The organism is Cognatiyoonia sp. IB215182, from assembly GCF_033963905.1.
Taxonomy (GTDB): Bacteria; Pseudomonadota; Alphaproteobacteria; order Rhodobacterales; family Rhodobacteraceae; genus Yoonia.
Genome location: NZ_JAXBMB010000003.1, coordinates 208,109 through 221,412, shown reverse-complemented (window position 1 = coordinate 221,412; position 13,304 = coordinate 208,109). Strand labels below are relative to the sequence as shown.

Annotated in this window: 16 protein-coding genes; 6 read left to right on the top strand and 10 right to left on the bottom strand. The window is 59.0% G+C overall.

Annotation, left to right across the window (positions count from 1 at the left end; genetic code table 11):
• Position 1: 1 nt before the first annotated feature.
• The 5 genes from SLH47_RS07300 to SLH47_RS07280 all read right to left on the bottom strand — a co-directional run bounded on the left by SLH47_RS07300 (position 2) and on the right by SLH47_RS07280 (position 4,113).
• On the bottom strand, positions 2-1,189 hold the full coding sequence (locus SLH47_RS07300) for a VWA domain-containing protein (protein WP_320238810.1): 1,188 nt from the start codon (positions 1,187-1,189) through the stop codon (positions 2-4).
• Entirely contained in the window at positions 1,189-1,365 is a 177-nt protein-coding gene (locus tag SLH47_RS07295; RefSeq protein ID WP_320238809.1) for a hypothetical protein, read from the bottom strand. The genes SLH47_RS07300 and SLH47_RS07295 overlap by 1 nt, the downstream gene beginning before the upstream one ends.
• A gap of 8 nt (positions 1,366-1,373) precedes the next feature.
• On the bottom strand, positions 1,374-2,720 hold the full coding sequence (locus tag SLH47_RS07290) for a DUF2927 domain-containing protein (RefSeq protein ID WP_320238808.1): 1,347 nt from the start codon (positions 2,718-2,720) through the stop codon (positions 1,374-1,376).
• A complete protein-coding gene (locus SLH47_RS07285; RefSeq protein ID WP_320238807.1) occupies positions 2,717-3,175 on the bottom strand; it encodes a GNAT family N-acetyltransferase in 459 nt (152 codons plus the stop codon). The genes SLH47_RS07290 and SLH47_RS07285 overlap by 4 nt, the downstream gene beginning before the upstream one ends.
• Before the next feature lie 98 nt (positions 3,176-3,273).
• Positions 3,274-4,113, bottom strand: a complete 840-nt coding sequence (locus SLH47_RS07280) for a MoxR family ATPase (RefSeq protein WP_320238806.1) — start codon at positions 4,111-4,113, stop codon at positions 3,274-3,276.
• 181 nt (positions 4,114-4,294) lie between these two features.
• Between SLH47_RS07280 and dksA the strand changes: the two genes are divergently transcribed.
• On the top strand, positions 4,295-4,717 hold the full coding sequence (gene dksA / locus SLH47_RS07275) for an RNA polymerase-binding protein DksA (RefSeq protein ID WP_320239088.1): 423 nt from the start codon (positions 4,295-4,297) through the stop codon (positions 4,715-4,717).
• Positions 4,665-5,867, top strand: coding sequence for an FAD-dependent monooxygenase (locus SLH47_RS07270; protein WP_320238805.1), 1,203 nt, complete (start codon positions 4,665-4,667; stop codon positions 5,865-5,867). Before dksA ends, SLH47_RS07270 begins: the two co-directional genes overlap by 53 nt.
• Position 5,868: 1 nt before the next feature.
• Here SLH47_RS07270 and SLH47_RS07265 read toward each other — a convergent pair whose 3' ends face one another.
• From SLH47_RS07265 to SLH47_RS07245, 5 genes are all read right to left on the bottom strand, one after another.
• Entirely contained in the window at positions 5,869-6,192 is a 324-nt protein-coding gene (locus SLH47_RS07265; protein ID WP_320238804.1) for a hypothetical protein, read from the bottom strand.
• A gap of 61 nt (positions 6,193-6,253) precedes the next feature.
• A complete protein-coding gene (xth, locus tag SLH47_RS07260) occupies positions 6,254-7,054 on the bottom strand; it encodes an exodeoxyribonuclease III (protein ID WP_320238803.1) in 801 nt (266 codons plus the stop codon).
• Positions 7,055-7,117: 63 nt separating this feature from the next.
• Positions 7,118-7,306, bottom strand: coding sequence for a hypothetical protein (locus SLH47_RS07255; RefSeq protein ID WP_320238802.1), 189 nt, complete (start codon positions 7,304-7,306; stop codon positions 7,118-7,120).
• A gap of 60 nt (positions 7,307-7,366) precedes the next feature.
• Positions 7,367-7,870 carry a hypothetical protein gene (locus SLH47_RS07250; RefSeq protein WP_320238801.1) on the bottom strand — a complete coding sequence of 168 codons (504 nt, stop codon included), beginning with the start codon at positions 7,868-7,870 and terminating at the stop codon, positions 7,367-7,369.
• A complete protein-coding gene (locus SLH47_RS07245; RefSeq protein WP_320239087.1) occupies positions 7,870-8,193 on the bottom strand; it encodes an iron-sulfur cluster assembly accessory protein in 324 nt (107 codons plus the stop codon). The genes SLH47_RS07250 and SLH47_RS07245 overlap by 1 nt, the downstream gene beginning before the upstream one ends.
• A 78-nt stretch (positions 8,194-8,271) precedes the next feature.
• Between SLH47_RS07245 and SLH47_RS07240 the strand changes: the two genes are divergently transcribed.
• From SLH47_RS07240 to nagZ, 4 genes are all read left to right on the top strand, one after another.
• On the top strand, positions 8,272-9,444 hold the full coding sequence (locus SLH47_RS07240) for a deoxyguanosinetriphosphate triphosphohydrolase (protein WP_320238800.1): 1,173 nt from the start codon (positions 8,272-8,274) through the stop codon (positions 9,442-9,444).
• Positions 9,445-9,593: 149 nt separating this feature from the next.
• On the top strand, positions 9,594-11,333 hold the full coding sequence (gene argS, locus SLH47_RS07235; RefSeq protein ID WP_320238799.1) for an arginine--tRNA ligase: 1,740 nt from the start codon (positions 9,594-9,596) through the stop codon (positions 11,331-11,333).
• 70 nt (positions 11,334-11,403) lie between these two features.
• Complete coding sequence (locus SLH47_RS07230) at positions 11,404-12,309, top strand: SPOR domain-containing protein (protein WP_320238798.1); 906 nt, start codon at positions 11,404-11,406, stop codon at positions 12,307-12,309.
• The gene (gene nagZ, locus SLH47_RS07225; RefSeq protein WP_320238797.1) at positions 12,310-13,299 is read left to right on the top strand and encodes a beta-N-acetylhexosaminidase; all 990 of its coding nucleotides are present in this window, start codon (positions 12,310-12,312) and stop codon (positions 13,297-13,299) included.
• Positions 13,300-13,304 lie beyond the last annotated feature (5 nt).

Below are 13,304 nucleotides of genomic sequence, written 5' to 3'. Positions count from 1 at the left end.
CTTAACGACCTAACAGTTTCATTCCGGTATCAATCCCTGACAAAGTCATCGGCACCATGCGATCAGCCCCGAAAATCTCTTGGATCATCGCAATCGACTGGGTGTAGGGCCAATAGCGTTGGTCGAGCGGGTTGATCCACAGGTGGTTCGGCCATTGCTCGCGCGCGCGGGTGAGCCAGGTTTGTCCCGCTTCCTCGTTCCAATGCTCATTGGCACCGCCGGGAAAGGCGATTTCGTAGGGCGACATGCTGGCGTCACCCACAAAGATGCATTTGTAATCCGGGCCATAAGTGCGCAGCACCTCCCATGTAGGGGTCTGCGCGTTCCAGCGGCGGCGATTGTCTTTCCAGACGCCTTCGTAAAGACAGTTGTGGAAGTAGAAATATTCGAAATGCTTGAACTCGGATTTCGCGGCGCTGAAAAGTTCCTCAACCACTTTGATATGTGGGTCCATGGAGCCACCCACATCGAGGAACAGCAGGACCTTGACGGCATTGCGGCGTTCCGGGCGGGTCTGGACGTCAAGATATCCATGCTCTGCCGTCGCGCGGATCGTGCCGTTCAGGTCGAGTTCTTCCGCCGCCCCGTCACGCGCCCACATGCGCAGGCGCTTGAGCGCGACCTTGATGTTGCGCGTGCCCAGTTCCACCGTGTCGTCAAGATTGCGAAACTCCCGCTTGTCCCAGACTTTGACCGCGCGTTGATGGCGACTTTTCTCCTGTCCGATCCGCACGCCTTCGGGGTTGTAGCCATAGGCACCAAAAGGCGATGTGCCCGCGGTACCCACCCATTTATTGCCGCCTTGATGGCGGCCCTTCTGTTCTTCCAAGCGTTTTTTGAGCGTTTCCATCAGCTTGTCGAAACCACCCATCGCCTCAATCTCGGCCTTTTCAGCGTCTGTCAGATGCTTTTCGGCAAGCTTCTCCAACCACTCTTTAGGCACATCAACGGCATTCAGCACAGCCTCCGCCGGGATCGCATCCAACCCTTCGAATGTTGCGGCAAAGGCGCGGTCGAACTTGTCGAGATGCCGCTCATCCTTGACCATGATGGTGCGAGCGAGGAAATAAAATGCCTCGACATCGTACGTGGCCAATCCGGCCTTCATCCCCTCCAAAAATGACAGGAATTCGCGCAGCGAGACCGGGACCCCCTGACGGCGCAGATTTTCAAAGAAGGGCAGAAACATCAGCCTTGCACGATGCTGCGTTGCACGAAAATCAGCACAAACAGCCCGATGAGGCCGAAGAGGATCGCAAAGACTGCGGCCCATTGTGCGATATCTTTGGCCGTGCCGCCCCGCCGCTTTGCGCGAAACGCACCCAGCAGAGCACCGATTACAAGTCCTGATAGCGGATAGATCATCGTGCTCCCTAGCTTGGCGGTATGCGCGGTGGTAACGACGCGATTTCGTTCAACCGATCAATCACCTCTTGTCGGCTGCCAAAGCCATAGAGGCCCCAACCTAGGCTGTCCAGTCGCAGCGCCATCCCTTCATCCGTGTCGCCCTGAAGGTCCAGTGCTTCGGCTTTGAACATCATCAAGAGCGCTAGAAGGGCCGCGTTTTCGTGTTGCTCGGCGACCGGAATGGCCTCTTCGGTGATGGTGATCGTGGCGTCGGCATCGCCTGAAATGAGTGTGAAGGCGGCCAGTTGCACCGCGATATGCGCCGAATGGATGTTGGTGACCGGGCTTTGCCCATAGGCACGGCCAGCGGCGTTGAATGCGCCAAGTGCAAGCGTGGCATCATTGCCGATCTGCAGGCGGCCAAAGGCGTAATTGGCGAAACCTTCGCGCGTCCCGGTCCAGCCACGGCTTTGGCCGATGGCGACGGCACGAGCGGCGGCCTGCCTGCGCCTGGAATCAGAGCTGCCATCGCTCAGAGCCGTTTCAATCGCATTAATCCATGCGCGCGAGGTGTTGCTGGGGATCTGTCCGCCGGGCCGTTCGCCGCGTGGGTTCAGCCGGGCCAGAATGCGGGGCAGGCGGTCGGCCACCTGGCGTTCGGTCATGCCGCTTTGCAGCTCAGGCGCATAATAGGTGCGCAGGATCAGCATATCAAATCCGGTCAGGACCGCATGGATATTGTCATCGTTGAAGATCGAATCTGGCAGGCGATAAAGGTCATTCAGCGGACCCAGGGCCTGTGCCAGCTCTTCGTGCAGACAGTCGCGGATTTCCTGCGGCGGGGCGTCCGAGGGCAAGAAGATCGCCGCCTTTTCACGCCGCCGCAAGGTAGCCCAATCCAATGTGGGCGTATTGCGGGCGCGGCGCAGTTCCGCCCAGCTTTGCACACGCGGCACGACAAAGCAGGCGGCGTTAGGCGCCACGCGCTGCAACGCACGGGACGGGACCGCTTCGATCACGATATTGGCGTCATCCCCTTGCGCGTAATTGATATCGATCCGTGCCTCGCGCCGCAGCCGGCCGAGCAAGTCGGTCAGGTCCTCCGTCAGCGATGGTGGCGGTGCGCCTGCCACGCGCACGGTAATCGGCTCTTCAAACCGGGTTAGAAGCGGGAGTTCTCGCCCACTTTCCATCCGGAAGGCGAGGTCGATGAAGTCCAGCGCGATTTCCGAATTCGGTCGCGTCGCGCGCCCGGGGCTCTCCGCCGCAAAGTTGCGCATCTCTGGGAAATCCAATCGGATCGGCTCCGGCCCCTCAGGAACTGGCGTGCAGGCCGCAGCGAGGGCGAGGGCAAGCGCCGTGAAACGCTTCATGCGGGCCTCTGATACTTGATGAATTTTGTCACTTGGCCAATCCGGTCGTAGAGCCGCCGCCCAACATGGTTGTCTTCCTCGGTCGTCCAATAGACCTGAGCCGCACCTGCTGCATCGGCGGCGGCGTAAACCGCCTCGATCAGCTTGCGCCCGACGCCCAAGCCCCGCGCCTCTGGGGCGGCGTAAAGATCCTGGAGGTAGCAGACATTCTCGATCCGCCAGCAATGGCGATGAAACAAATAATGCGCCAGGCCGACGGGCTTGCCATCCATCTCGGCGATCAGGCAGTTGTAGTCTTGCGCGTCGGTGCCGAGAAGCCGTTTGAACGTCGCTTCATAGACCTCTGGTGTCACGGATGTCCCATAGAATTCGAGGTAGCCGGTCCACAAAGCTTCCCATTCGGACCGGTCGGTGGATCGGAGTGGTCGTATCTTAGCTGCTGTGTTGCCTGCCATCGCGTTTCTTCTTTGTTTGTTTGACATCAGCATAGCCGCGAAAATCCCGCTGACCAATCAAATGCATGTGCAAGATGCACGCGGGCAAAACCTGTGGCTTATCGCCCCGACCGCGCCATAAAAGCCAGCCGCTCGAACAGATGCACGTCCTGTTCGTTTTTCAGAAGCGCGCCGTGCAGCTTGGGCAGCGCATTTGCGCCACCGCGCTTGAGGTCCTCGGCGTTCAGATCCTCGGCCAGAAGCAGTTTGAGCCAATCCAGCACCTCCGAGGTCGACGGCTTCTTCTTCAGCCCCGCCGTTTCGCGGATCTCATAAAATTGCGTGAGTGCCGCGGTCAGCAGCGCGGCTTTGATCCCCGGATGATGCACTTCGACAATCTGGCGCATCGTTTCCGCGTCGGGAAAGCGGATGTAGTGGAAAAAGCAGCGGCGCAGAAAGGCATCGGGCAGTTCTTTTTCATTGTTGGAGGTGATGATCACGATGGGGCGGTGCTGTGCTTTGACCGTCTCTCCGGTTTCATAGACGTGAAACTCCATCCGGTCGAGTTCCTGCAACAAATCGTTCGGAAACTCGATGTCGGCCTTGTCGATCTCATCAATCAGCAGCACCACCTTGCCGTCTGCGGCAAAGGCCTGCCACAGCTTGCCCTGTTTGATGTAATTGGCCACATCATGAACGCGTTCGTCACCTAACTGGCTGTCGCGCAACCGGCTGACCGCGTCATATTCGTAAAGGCCCTGCTGCGCCTTTGTCGTCGATTTGATATGCCATTCGATCATCGGCAGACCCAACGCGGCGCTGACCTGGCGGGCCAGTTCGGTCTTGCCTGTCCCGGGCTCGCCCTTGACCAGCAATGGCCGCTCCAGCGTGACCGCCGCATTGACCGCCATGGTCAGATCTTCCGTCGCAACATAGCTGTCAGTGCCGGTAAATTGCATGCTCGAAACCTCTTTATTTACCCGGCAACCTAGCAGGCATTTGTCAATCATCAACACCTCGCGACGAGAGCAAAAAGAGGGGGTGACAGTGCTGGGACAAGGGAGTACACCCGCCCCAAAATACAGGACCAAGGCACAGTGGGGGCTGGACCGGTGTGCATAAGGGATAAAGGGTATGACTATGAAAGCCGAAGTATTTCTGCCAGAAGACTATCGCCCCGCAGACAACGAACCGTTCATGAATGAACGCCAGACCGAATATTTCCGCCGCAAATTGTTGAACTGGAAAGCCGAGCTTTTGGAAGACAGCCGCGACACGGTCGCAGGCATGAAGGACCAGACCCGTAACATCCCTGATGTTGCCGATCGCGCGTCCGAGGAAACAGATCGCGCGCTGGAATTGCGCACTCGTGATCGTCAGCGCAAGCTGGTCAGCAAGATCGATGCAGCGCTGCGCCGCATTGATGAGGGCGAATACGGCTATTGCGAGATGACGGGTGAGCCGATTTCACTCAAACGCCTTGATGCGCGCCCTATCGCCACGATGAGCCTTGAGGCGCAAGAGCGTCACGAGCGCCGCGAGAAAGTCCATCGCGACGACTAGTCCGGGGCATAACGCAGGCCGCGACGTTGCTATCATCGGCGGCGGGATTGGCGGCTTGACGGCGGCTCTCGCCTTTGCCCGGCAGGACGCAAAAGTCACCGTCTATGAACAGGCACCCGCGCTGACCGAGGTTGGTGCTGGGTTGCAAATCACACCGAATGGTGCGCGAGCCCTGATTGATCTGGATTTGGGGCCGGCGCTTGCCGCTTCCGGTCTGGTGGCGCAGGCTGTTGTGCCGATGGATGCGCTGACGGGAGATGAGGTTGCACGGTTTGACCTCTCTACCCATAACCCGCCTTACCGGTTTTTGCATCGCGCTGCATTGATTGATCTTCTGGCCCGGGCCTGTGCCGCGCAAGGGGTGAAGGTCGTGCTGGACACGACCGTTTCTGGGGTCAGCGCAGATGGGTCGTTTGAGGCGGGCAGCGCTGTGGTCAAACCTCAACTGACGATAGGAGCTGATGGCGTCAAATCGCAGGTCCGTCAGACCATTGGTCGGCCCACCGAGGCCTTTTTTACCGGTCAGGTTGCCTGGCGCGCCATGATCACAAGACCGGATGCTGATCCTGTCGCACGCATCTGGATGGCGCCGGGTCGGCATATGGTGACCTATCCGCTGCAAAATGGCAGGCTCAACATCGTTGCCGTGCAAGCGCGGCAGCAATGGGCTGAAGAGGGGTGGCACCACCCGGATGAGCCCGGCAATCTGCGCGCCGCCTTTGCCGATACCTGTTGGGAGATCAAGGGGATCCTCGGCGAGGTCGAGGAGGTGAAGCTCTGGGGCCTGTTCCGCCATGAGGTGGCGCAGAACTGGCATGCCGGGCCTGTTGCGATCCTTGGTGATGCAGCACATCCAACTCTGCCATTTCTGGCACAGGGGGCCAATCTGGCGATTGAGGATGCCTATGTTCTGGCCCGGTGCTGCAATGAAAATGCGTCAATTGAGGATGCCTTACAGGCCTATCAGACGAAACGACGTGCCCGCGTCACCCGCGCCATCCGCGTGGCGAATGCCAATGCGCGTAATTATCACCTGAAGGGTATACAACGCCGGGTGGCGCACACGGCCTTGCGCGGCATGGGCCGGCTTGCGCCAGATGCTTTCCTCAGGCGGCTTAGTTGGCTTTATGATTATGATGTGACGGCGTGAGTTAGCGCCAGTTGCGGCTGGCCTGATGCGTCACACGTTCCAACACTTTGTGACTGCGCCAATCGACGCGGTAGATGTCGTTTTCGATGCGCATATAGACCCAGCCATCGCTCACACGGGGCAGACCATAATATGTCGCGTTCATCAGCATGGAGTATTCGCCGCGCTCCAGAACTTCCCCGATTTCAACAGGGCCGGGGCGGGGAGCAGCGGATTTCGGGATTGCGACACAGGCGGTTCCTGCCACGGCAATGCGGCATTGGGCCAATGACAATGATGGGAAAGACGCGGCCAAAACCGCAATAATCACCAATCTGCCGAGCATTAGATCGCTCCTTCGCGTTACCATCACTGCCCGGTTATTGTTGTTGTGGGGATACTGCAGCTTATGCCGCCAGGTCAACCCAGACGGGCACGTGGTCAGATGGCTTTTCGCGACCGCGCACATCTGCTTCGATCCAGCAATTGTTCAAAAGATCGGCGCATTGCGGGGTGAGCAGGAAGTGATCAATGCGGATGCCATCATTTTTGTCCCATGCGCCGGCCTGATAGTCCCAGAACGAATAATGGCCTGCGCCGGTCTCGCGCGCGCGAAAGGCTTCGGTCAGACCAAGATTCTGAAGACGGCGAAACGCGTTCCTGCTTTCAAGGCGAAAAAGCGCGTCTTCGCGCCACGCGTCAGGTCGCGCCGCATCCTCAGCCTGGGGAATAATGTTGTAGTCTCCGGCCATTAGGGCCGGTTCTTCAAGGTTCAGGAGTTCTGCCGCGCGTGCCCGCAGCCGCTCCATCCAGCGCAGCTTGTAGTCGTATTTCGGCCCCGGCGCCGGGTTTCCGTTCGGCAAATAGAGCCCGCAAATGCGGATCGTTTTTTCACCGATCACGGTCGCCTCAATATACCGCGCCTCTTCATCATCAGCGCCATCGCGCCCTGTGCCTTCCCCGCCGGGTAGCCCGCGCGTGACATCCTCCAGCCGCAGCTTTGACAAGATCGCGACCCCGTTGAAGCCCTTTTGCCCATGGGTTTCAACGTTGTACCCCTTGTCCTCAAAAATCTCGCGAGGGAAGCCCTCATCAACCGTCTTGATCTCTTGTAGGATCGCGACATCGGGCTGCGCGTCGTCAATCCACGCGGTCAATGCGCCAATGCGGGCCTTGATGCCGTTGATGTTGAAAGTCGCAATCTTCATGGCCGCCCCCTGATCAATGAGGCAGTTTTGAATGACGGGCCACGCGCGCGCAAGGCGCGGCGCTCAGTTTTTTGAAGCTTTCAGCTGTGCGCGCTTTGGCACGTCAGAGAGTGCCGCCGTCAAACCCCGAAAAGCGGGGCGGCTGTCAGCCTTCACCATATCTTTGCGCAATTGCATGCAGGTGAAGACCGTATGGACCACGGCAAGCCCCGCAAGGCCAATCAAGGCCCATTCGACGGGTGTGACTGTCATCATCTCCTGCATCGGTCGCCTCTCAACTGCTGCACAACCTATATAGTTCATATTGATACATTATTGAAGGCCCTGCAAAAGCGCTTTGAAATTCTCGTAATTCGCACGCTGAATCCGTAAGCTCGAAATCTTACGAAAAACGCGCCTGCGAAAGAGCGTGATGGCAGTGACCGCCACGCTTAACACCGAAACCAGAACGGCAGATGTCATCGCGTCGCTTTCGCCGATAAAGAGCGTCACGCCGGTCCCGAGGACCACACCGATCATACTGCCAAGCGCCAAGCGGCTGGGCACCAGATCGCTTTCCATGCGCGCGGCATCCTCGTTCAGATCGCGGATTTCGTCGGCGAGGCTCTGGCTCATGACCTCAACGATATCGGTGAGCGTCACGGCGTTGCTGTCGCGGGCCCCCACCACCAACCTGTCGCGCAGATCAAGCCGCGATGCGCCATCCTGCAGAGCCTCTTGCAGCAAACCCACAAATTCGGCCTCATCGACAGGCAAGCGGTGTTCGCCGCTGATCTGATCAAGGATCAGCGCGGCGAGCTTTTCATTGTTGGGCATTACATCGAGAAGGACGTGCCGCAGCCACAGGATGATGTGGCATTGGGATTGTTGATGACAAAGCGCGCGCCGATCAACTCTTCGGAGAAATCAATAACCGCATCCGTCAGAAAGGGCAGGGAGATGCTGTCGATCACGACCGTCTCACCCTTGTTAGACAGGACTAGGTCATCATCCTTGGGTTCATCGAGGTCAATCTCGTACTGAAATCCCGAACATCCGCCGCCTTCCACGGCAATGCGCAGCGCCTTGCCTTGCGCTGATGCGCCGATCTCAGCCAGGCGTTCAAAGGCGCGTTCGGTCACTTTTGGTGGGAGTGTCAGCATGTTAACGGCCCTATCGGTTCGCGGTTGGTTGCAATATAAGGGCCCCAGGCAAGACGGACAAGACAGGCAAACATCATGGCAGCGCCATATGCGACGGACCCCGCGCACCCGCGGGGCCGCCTTTATGCTGAAGAGGAAAGCACCTTTCGCTCGCCTTTTCAACGGGATCGCGACAGGATCATCCATGCAAGCGCCTTTCGGCGGCTCAAGCATAAGACGCAGGTCTTTATCGAACATGAGGGCGATTATTTTCGCACGCGCCTGACCCATTCGATTGAGGTGGCACAGGTCGCGCGCACAGTGGCGGCGGCCTTGGATCTGAATGTCGAGCTGACAGAGGCGGTAGCGCTGGCCCACGATCTGGGTCACCCCCCATTTGGCCATACCGGCGAGGAAGCGCTGAATGCACTGATGCAGCCCTATGGCGGGTTCGATCACAATGCGCAGGCCCTGCATATCGTGACCAATCTGGAGCGGCACTATGCGGAGTGGGACGGGCTGAACCTGACCTGGGAAAGCCTCGAAGGGATTGCCAAGCACAACGGCCCTGTGACGGGCGACGTTCCCTACGCCTTGGCGGCCTACAACGCGCGGCACGATCTGGAACTGCACACCCATGCCAGTGCTGAGGCACAGGCGGCGGCCTTGGCCGACGACATCGCCTATAACAACCACGATCTGCATGACGGGTTGCGGGCTGAATTGTTCAGCACCGATGAACTCGCCGAATTGCCCGTGCTGCAGGATTGTTTTGCGCGCGTTGATGCGAAGTATCCAGGGCTCAACTACTATCGCCGCCGGCACGAGGCGTTGCGCCGGTTCTTTGGGGTGCTGGTTGAGGACGTGATCACCGTCAGCCGTCAGAACCTCGCGGACCTTGCGCCGTCCTCGGCGCAAGATGTGCGTGATGCGGGGCGGATGGTTGTCCAGTTCTCGCCTGATCTCTGGGCCGATCTGAAGGTCATCCGCGATTTTCTGTTTAGACGCATGTACCGCGCCCCTGCGGTAGTGAGCATGCGCGATGTCGTGACTCAGATCATCAATGAGCTGTTCCCGTTCTTCCTCGAAAACACGCATGAATTACCCAAGCAATGGCGCAAGGATGTGGCTGAAGCTCCGGACGAAACTGCGCTCGCCCGGATTGTTGCCGATTACATCGCGGGCATGACGGATCGCTTTGCCATTCAACAACACAAGCGCCTGATCGGTGGCGCTGACATCCCGGCGGGTGTGATTGACGCGAGTTGATCGAACACTGCCGGAGGGGCAATTTCTTTGCAAAGAAATTGGACCCAAATCCTGGGTCAGGATTTGGTTGCAGACTTTTTCTCAAAAGTCTGCTTGCCCTGCGCCATCTGGGTGATACACCGCCCAAACACCTGATTTTGGATCGTCAAATGAACCTTTTTGCTGATATCCGCACCCGTGTTCTGGCCTGTCTTGACCGGATGGTCGCTGATGGCACCTTGCCTGAGAGTCTGTCGACCGCCGCGATTACGGTCGAGCCACCGCGCGATGCCGCACATGGGGATATGGCCACGAATGCCGCGATGGTGCTGGCCAAGCCAGCAAAGATGAAACCGCGCGACATTGCAGAGAAGCTGGCCGAGCATCTTCAGGCCGATTCGCAGATCGCCGTGGCCGAGGTGGCGGGGCCGGGTTTCCTGAATATGCGGCTGGTGCCGGATGTCTGGCAGGGGGTTATCAAAGCCGCACTCAGCGATCCCGACTTCGGAAAATCTACGTTGGGGCAGGGCCAGAAAATGATGGTCGAGTATGTCTCGGCCAACCCGACGGGGCCGCTGCATGTGGGTCATACGCGGGGTGCTGTCTTTGGCGACGCCTTGGCCCGGCTTCTGGGCTATGCGGGCTTTGACGTCACCAAGGAATACTACATCAACGACGGCGGCGCGCAGGTCGATGTGCTCGCGCGGTCGGTCTATCTGCGCTATCTGGAGGCGCATGGGCAGGAGGTTGCCTTTCCCGACGGCACCTATCCGGGTGATTATCTGATCCCGGTGGGCCAGGCGCTCAAAGACAAGGTGGGCGATCAGTTCATCGACAAAGGCGAGCAATACTGGCTGGAAGAGATCCGGGAATTTGCCACTGACGCCATGATGGACCTGATCCGCGAGGACCTTGCGCAGCTTGGCGTGACCATGGACAGCTTCTTTTCGGAGAAGTCGCTTTATGGCACTGGCCTGATCGAAAAGGCGATTGAGACGCTTGATGAAAAGGGCCTGATCTATCGCGGCGTGCTTGAGCCGCCAAAAGGCAAAGTGCCCGAGGATTGGGAGCCGCGCGAGCAGACGCTTTTCCGGTCAACCGCTCATGGTGATGATGTTGATCGTCCGGTGCAGAAATCAGACGGGTCATGGACCTATTTCGCCCCGGATATCGCCTATCATTACGACAAGGTCGAACGCGGTTTTGACCAGCTGATTGACGTTTTTGGCGCGGACCACGGCGGCTATGTCAAACGTATGAAGGCCGCTGTTGCGGCACTTTCAGACGGCAAAGTACCGCTCGACATCAAACTGACACAGCTTGTGAAGCTTTATAAGAACGGTGAGCCCTTCAAGATGTCGAAGCGGGCAGGGACATTCGTGACCCTGCGCGATGTGGTCGATCAGGTCGGTGCCAACGTGACCCGGTTCCACATGCTGACCCGCAAGAACGATGCGCCGCTCGATTTCGATTTCGACAAAGTGCTGGAGCAGTCGAAGGACAATCCGGTCTTCTACGTCAACTATGCTTATGCCCGCGTGAACTCGGCCGTGGGCAAGGCCTCTGCATTTGCCACCGTCGATGACGCGACCTTGGCGAGTGTTGACTTGTCTGGTCTGACCGACGAAGCCGAACTGACACTGATCAAAAAGCTCGCCGAATGGCCGCGTCTGGTTGAGATCGCAGCGAAGGGTCATGAGCCCCACCGGATCGCCTTTTACCTCTATGATCTCGCCTCGGATTTTCATGCACTCTACAACAAGGGCAACGACGATCCCGCCTTGCGCTTTGTCCAAGAGGGTGACTCAGATACCACACAGGCGAAAATTGCCCTCATCAGGGCCGTAGCGATTGTTATTTCGCACGGTCTTGGTATTCTTGGCGTCGTTCCGGTGGAAGAGATGCGTTAACGCACGAACTGCCGGATCGAGCTGGTGAAATGACCCATTAAGCCAAAACGGCACGGGCAGTGAGGCAGAGATGGCAGTTTATGATGAGGGGTTTGCCCCGTCGGACGGCGCAGGTCGCGCAAGTGTTTTCGCAAATTATGCAGGGGCGGCACTATCGCTTGCCATGATCATTGGCGTGGCCTTTTGGGGCTACAAGCTGATCATGCGCGATGTCAGCGGCATCCCTGTTGTGCGCGCGATGGAAGGCGAAATGCGGGTGCTGCCGGACAATCCGGGCGGTGCCGTTGCATTGCATACGGGGCTGGCCGTGAATGAAGTGGCGGCTGTTGGCGAGGCGGGCGGTCCCGAAGACCGGCTGGTCCTGGCGCCGCGCACGGCTGGACTGGCGCAGGAAGATCTGGAGGCGCAGCCGCAAGCCGAGGTGGCGGAGATCGTGCCAGCAAGCCTAAGCACCGATATCGCGGCACCCGCGCAACCCGTGGCCGAGAGCAGCGAAGAAACCACGACCGATGATGTGTTGGCCATTGTCGAGCAAATCGCAGCTGAGGTTGCAGAGGCGGAAGCCGTACCCGCCGTCGCCGTCATCCCGGCGTCGGTGCCCGGCGTCTCCGTCTCGCTGCGCCCGCTGATCCGGCCTACCAGCTTGCAGGTTACGACCGCGCCTGCTGCCCCGGCAGGGGCCACAAACAATAGCGAAGTTGCCGTCACAACAACGTCTTTCGCGGCCGGCACCAATCTGGTGCAGCTTGGCGCCTTCACCTCACCCAGCCTCGCTGCACAGGAATGGAACCGCTTAGAGGGTCGGTTTGCAGAGTTGATGACGGGCCATGACCGCGTCATTCAGGTCAGCAACCAATCCAGCAATACATGGTACCGTTTGCGCGCCAGCGGCTTTGCCGACAGGGCCGAGGCGCGGCGCTTCTGTGCCGCTCTCTCTGCCGAAGGGGCCGAGTGTATCGCTGTTGTGGTTGACTAAGTGCCGAACACGGCCGCGATTTTCGGACCTGAAGGGCCTGAGGTCACCCCATGGGAACGCGACTTTTTTCGCGATGCCGACCCGCTTGGCTTCATCCTCTTTGCGCGCAATATCGAGAACCCTGACCAGCTCCGCCGTCTAACCAATGATTTGCGTGAAAGCGTTGGACGACACGCGCCGATCCTGATTGATCAGGAAGGCGGCCGCGTGCAGCGCATGCGCGAGCCGCATTGGCGCGAATATCTGCCCGCGCTCGACCAGATGCGGCGCGCCACTGATCCGATGCGCGCCCAGTGGATCCGCAACCGGCTGATCGCGGCGGAACTGCATGCGGTTGGGATCGACGTAAATTGCGCGCCCTTGGCCGACCTTGTCGAGGACGCCACTCATCCGGTGCTGCGCAACAGGCTCTACGGCGGCGATATCGCGACCGTGGTCGAGGCCGCGCGCATTTGTGCAGAGGCGCATCTGGTAGGGGGCATCTTGCCGGTCCTGAAACACATTCCCGGCTATGGGCGCGCGGCCGTGGATAGCCACACGGACTTGCCTCGCGTTGATGCGGACCGGGCCGCACTTGACGCGCATGATTTCGCGCCATTCCGGGCCTTGAATGACATCGCGATGGGCATGACGGCCCATATCGTCTTCAGCACGATTGATCCTGATCAACCCGCCACGACCTCCGCCAAAATGATGCAGGTTATCCGGCAGGATATCGGCTTTGACGGGCTGATCATGACGGACGATCTGTCGATGGAGGCTTTGTCGGGAACGGTCGCAGAACGCGCCGCAGCATCAATCAAAGCGGGCTGTGACATCATCCTGCATTGCAATGGCAAGCCGGATGAGATGCAGGCTGTGGCGGAAGCCGCGGGCGAGATGACCGCGCAGGCCAAGACCCGCGCAAATCGCGCGCTTGCGCAGCGAAAAACCCCTGATGACATTGACATCCCAATGCTAGAAGCGGAATTTGCAGCGCTATTGGATTGAGGGCG

Excerpts from the sequence above, each read along its gene's own strand:
- SLH47_RS07290 (WP_320238808.1), bottom strand. The coding sequence starts at position 2,720 with ATGAAGCGTTTCACGGCGCTTGCCCTCGCCCTCGCTGCGGCCTGCACG.
- SLH47_RS07280 (WP_320238806.1), bottom strand. The coding sequence starts at position 4,113 with ATGCAATTTACCGGCACTGACAGCTATGTTGCGACGGAAGATCTGACC.
- SLH47_RS07230 (WP_320238798.1), top strand. The coding sequence starts at position 11,404 with ATGGCAGTTTATGATGAGGGGTTTGCCCCGTCGGACGGCGCAGGTCGC.
- dksA (WP_320239088.1), top strand. The coding sequence starts at position 4,295 with ATGAAAGCCGAAGTATTTCTGCCAGAAGACTATCGCCCCGCAGACAAC.
- xth (WP_320238803.1), bottom strand. The coding sequence starts at position 7,054 with ATGAAGATTGCGACTTTCAACATCAACGGCATCAAGGCCCGCATTGGC.
- SLH47_RS07285 (WP_320238807.1), bottom strand. The coding sequence starts at position 3,175 with ATGGCAGGCAACACAGCAGCTAAGATACGACCACTCCGATCCACCGAC.
- SLH47_RS07255 (WP_320238802.1), bottom strand. The coding sequence starts at position 7,306 with ATGACAGTCACACCCGTCGAATGGGCCTTGATTGGCCTTGCGGGGCTT.
- SLH47_RS07240 (WP_320238800.1), top strand. The coding sequence starts at position 8,272 with ATGGCAGCGCCATATGCGACGGACCCCGCGCACCCGCGGGGCCGCCTT.
- argS (WP_320238799.1), top strand. The coding sequence starts at position 9,594 with ATGAACCTTTTTGCTGATATCCGCACCCGTGTTCTGGCCTGTCTTGAC.
- SLH47_RS07300 (WP_320238810.1), bottom strand. The coding sequence starts at position 1,189 with ATGTTTCTGCCCTTCTTTGAAAATCTGCGCCGTCAGGGGGTCCCGGTC.
- SLH47_RS07265 (WP_320238804.1), bottom strand. The coding sequence starts at position 6,192 with ATGCTCGGCAGATTGGTGATTATTGCGGTTTTGGCCGCGTCTTTCCCA.
- SLH47_RS07250 (WP_320238801.1), bottom strand. The coding sequence starts at position 7,870 with ATGCCCAACAATGAAAAGCTCGCCGCGCTGATCCTTGATCAGATCAGC.
- SLH47_RS07295 (WP_320238809.1), bottom strand. The coding sequence starts at position 1,365 with ATGATCTATCCGCTATCAGGACTTGTAATCGGTGCTCTGCTGGGTGCG.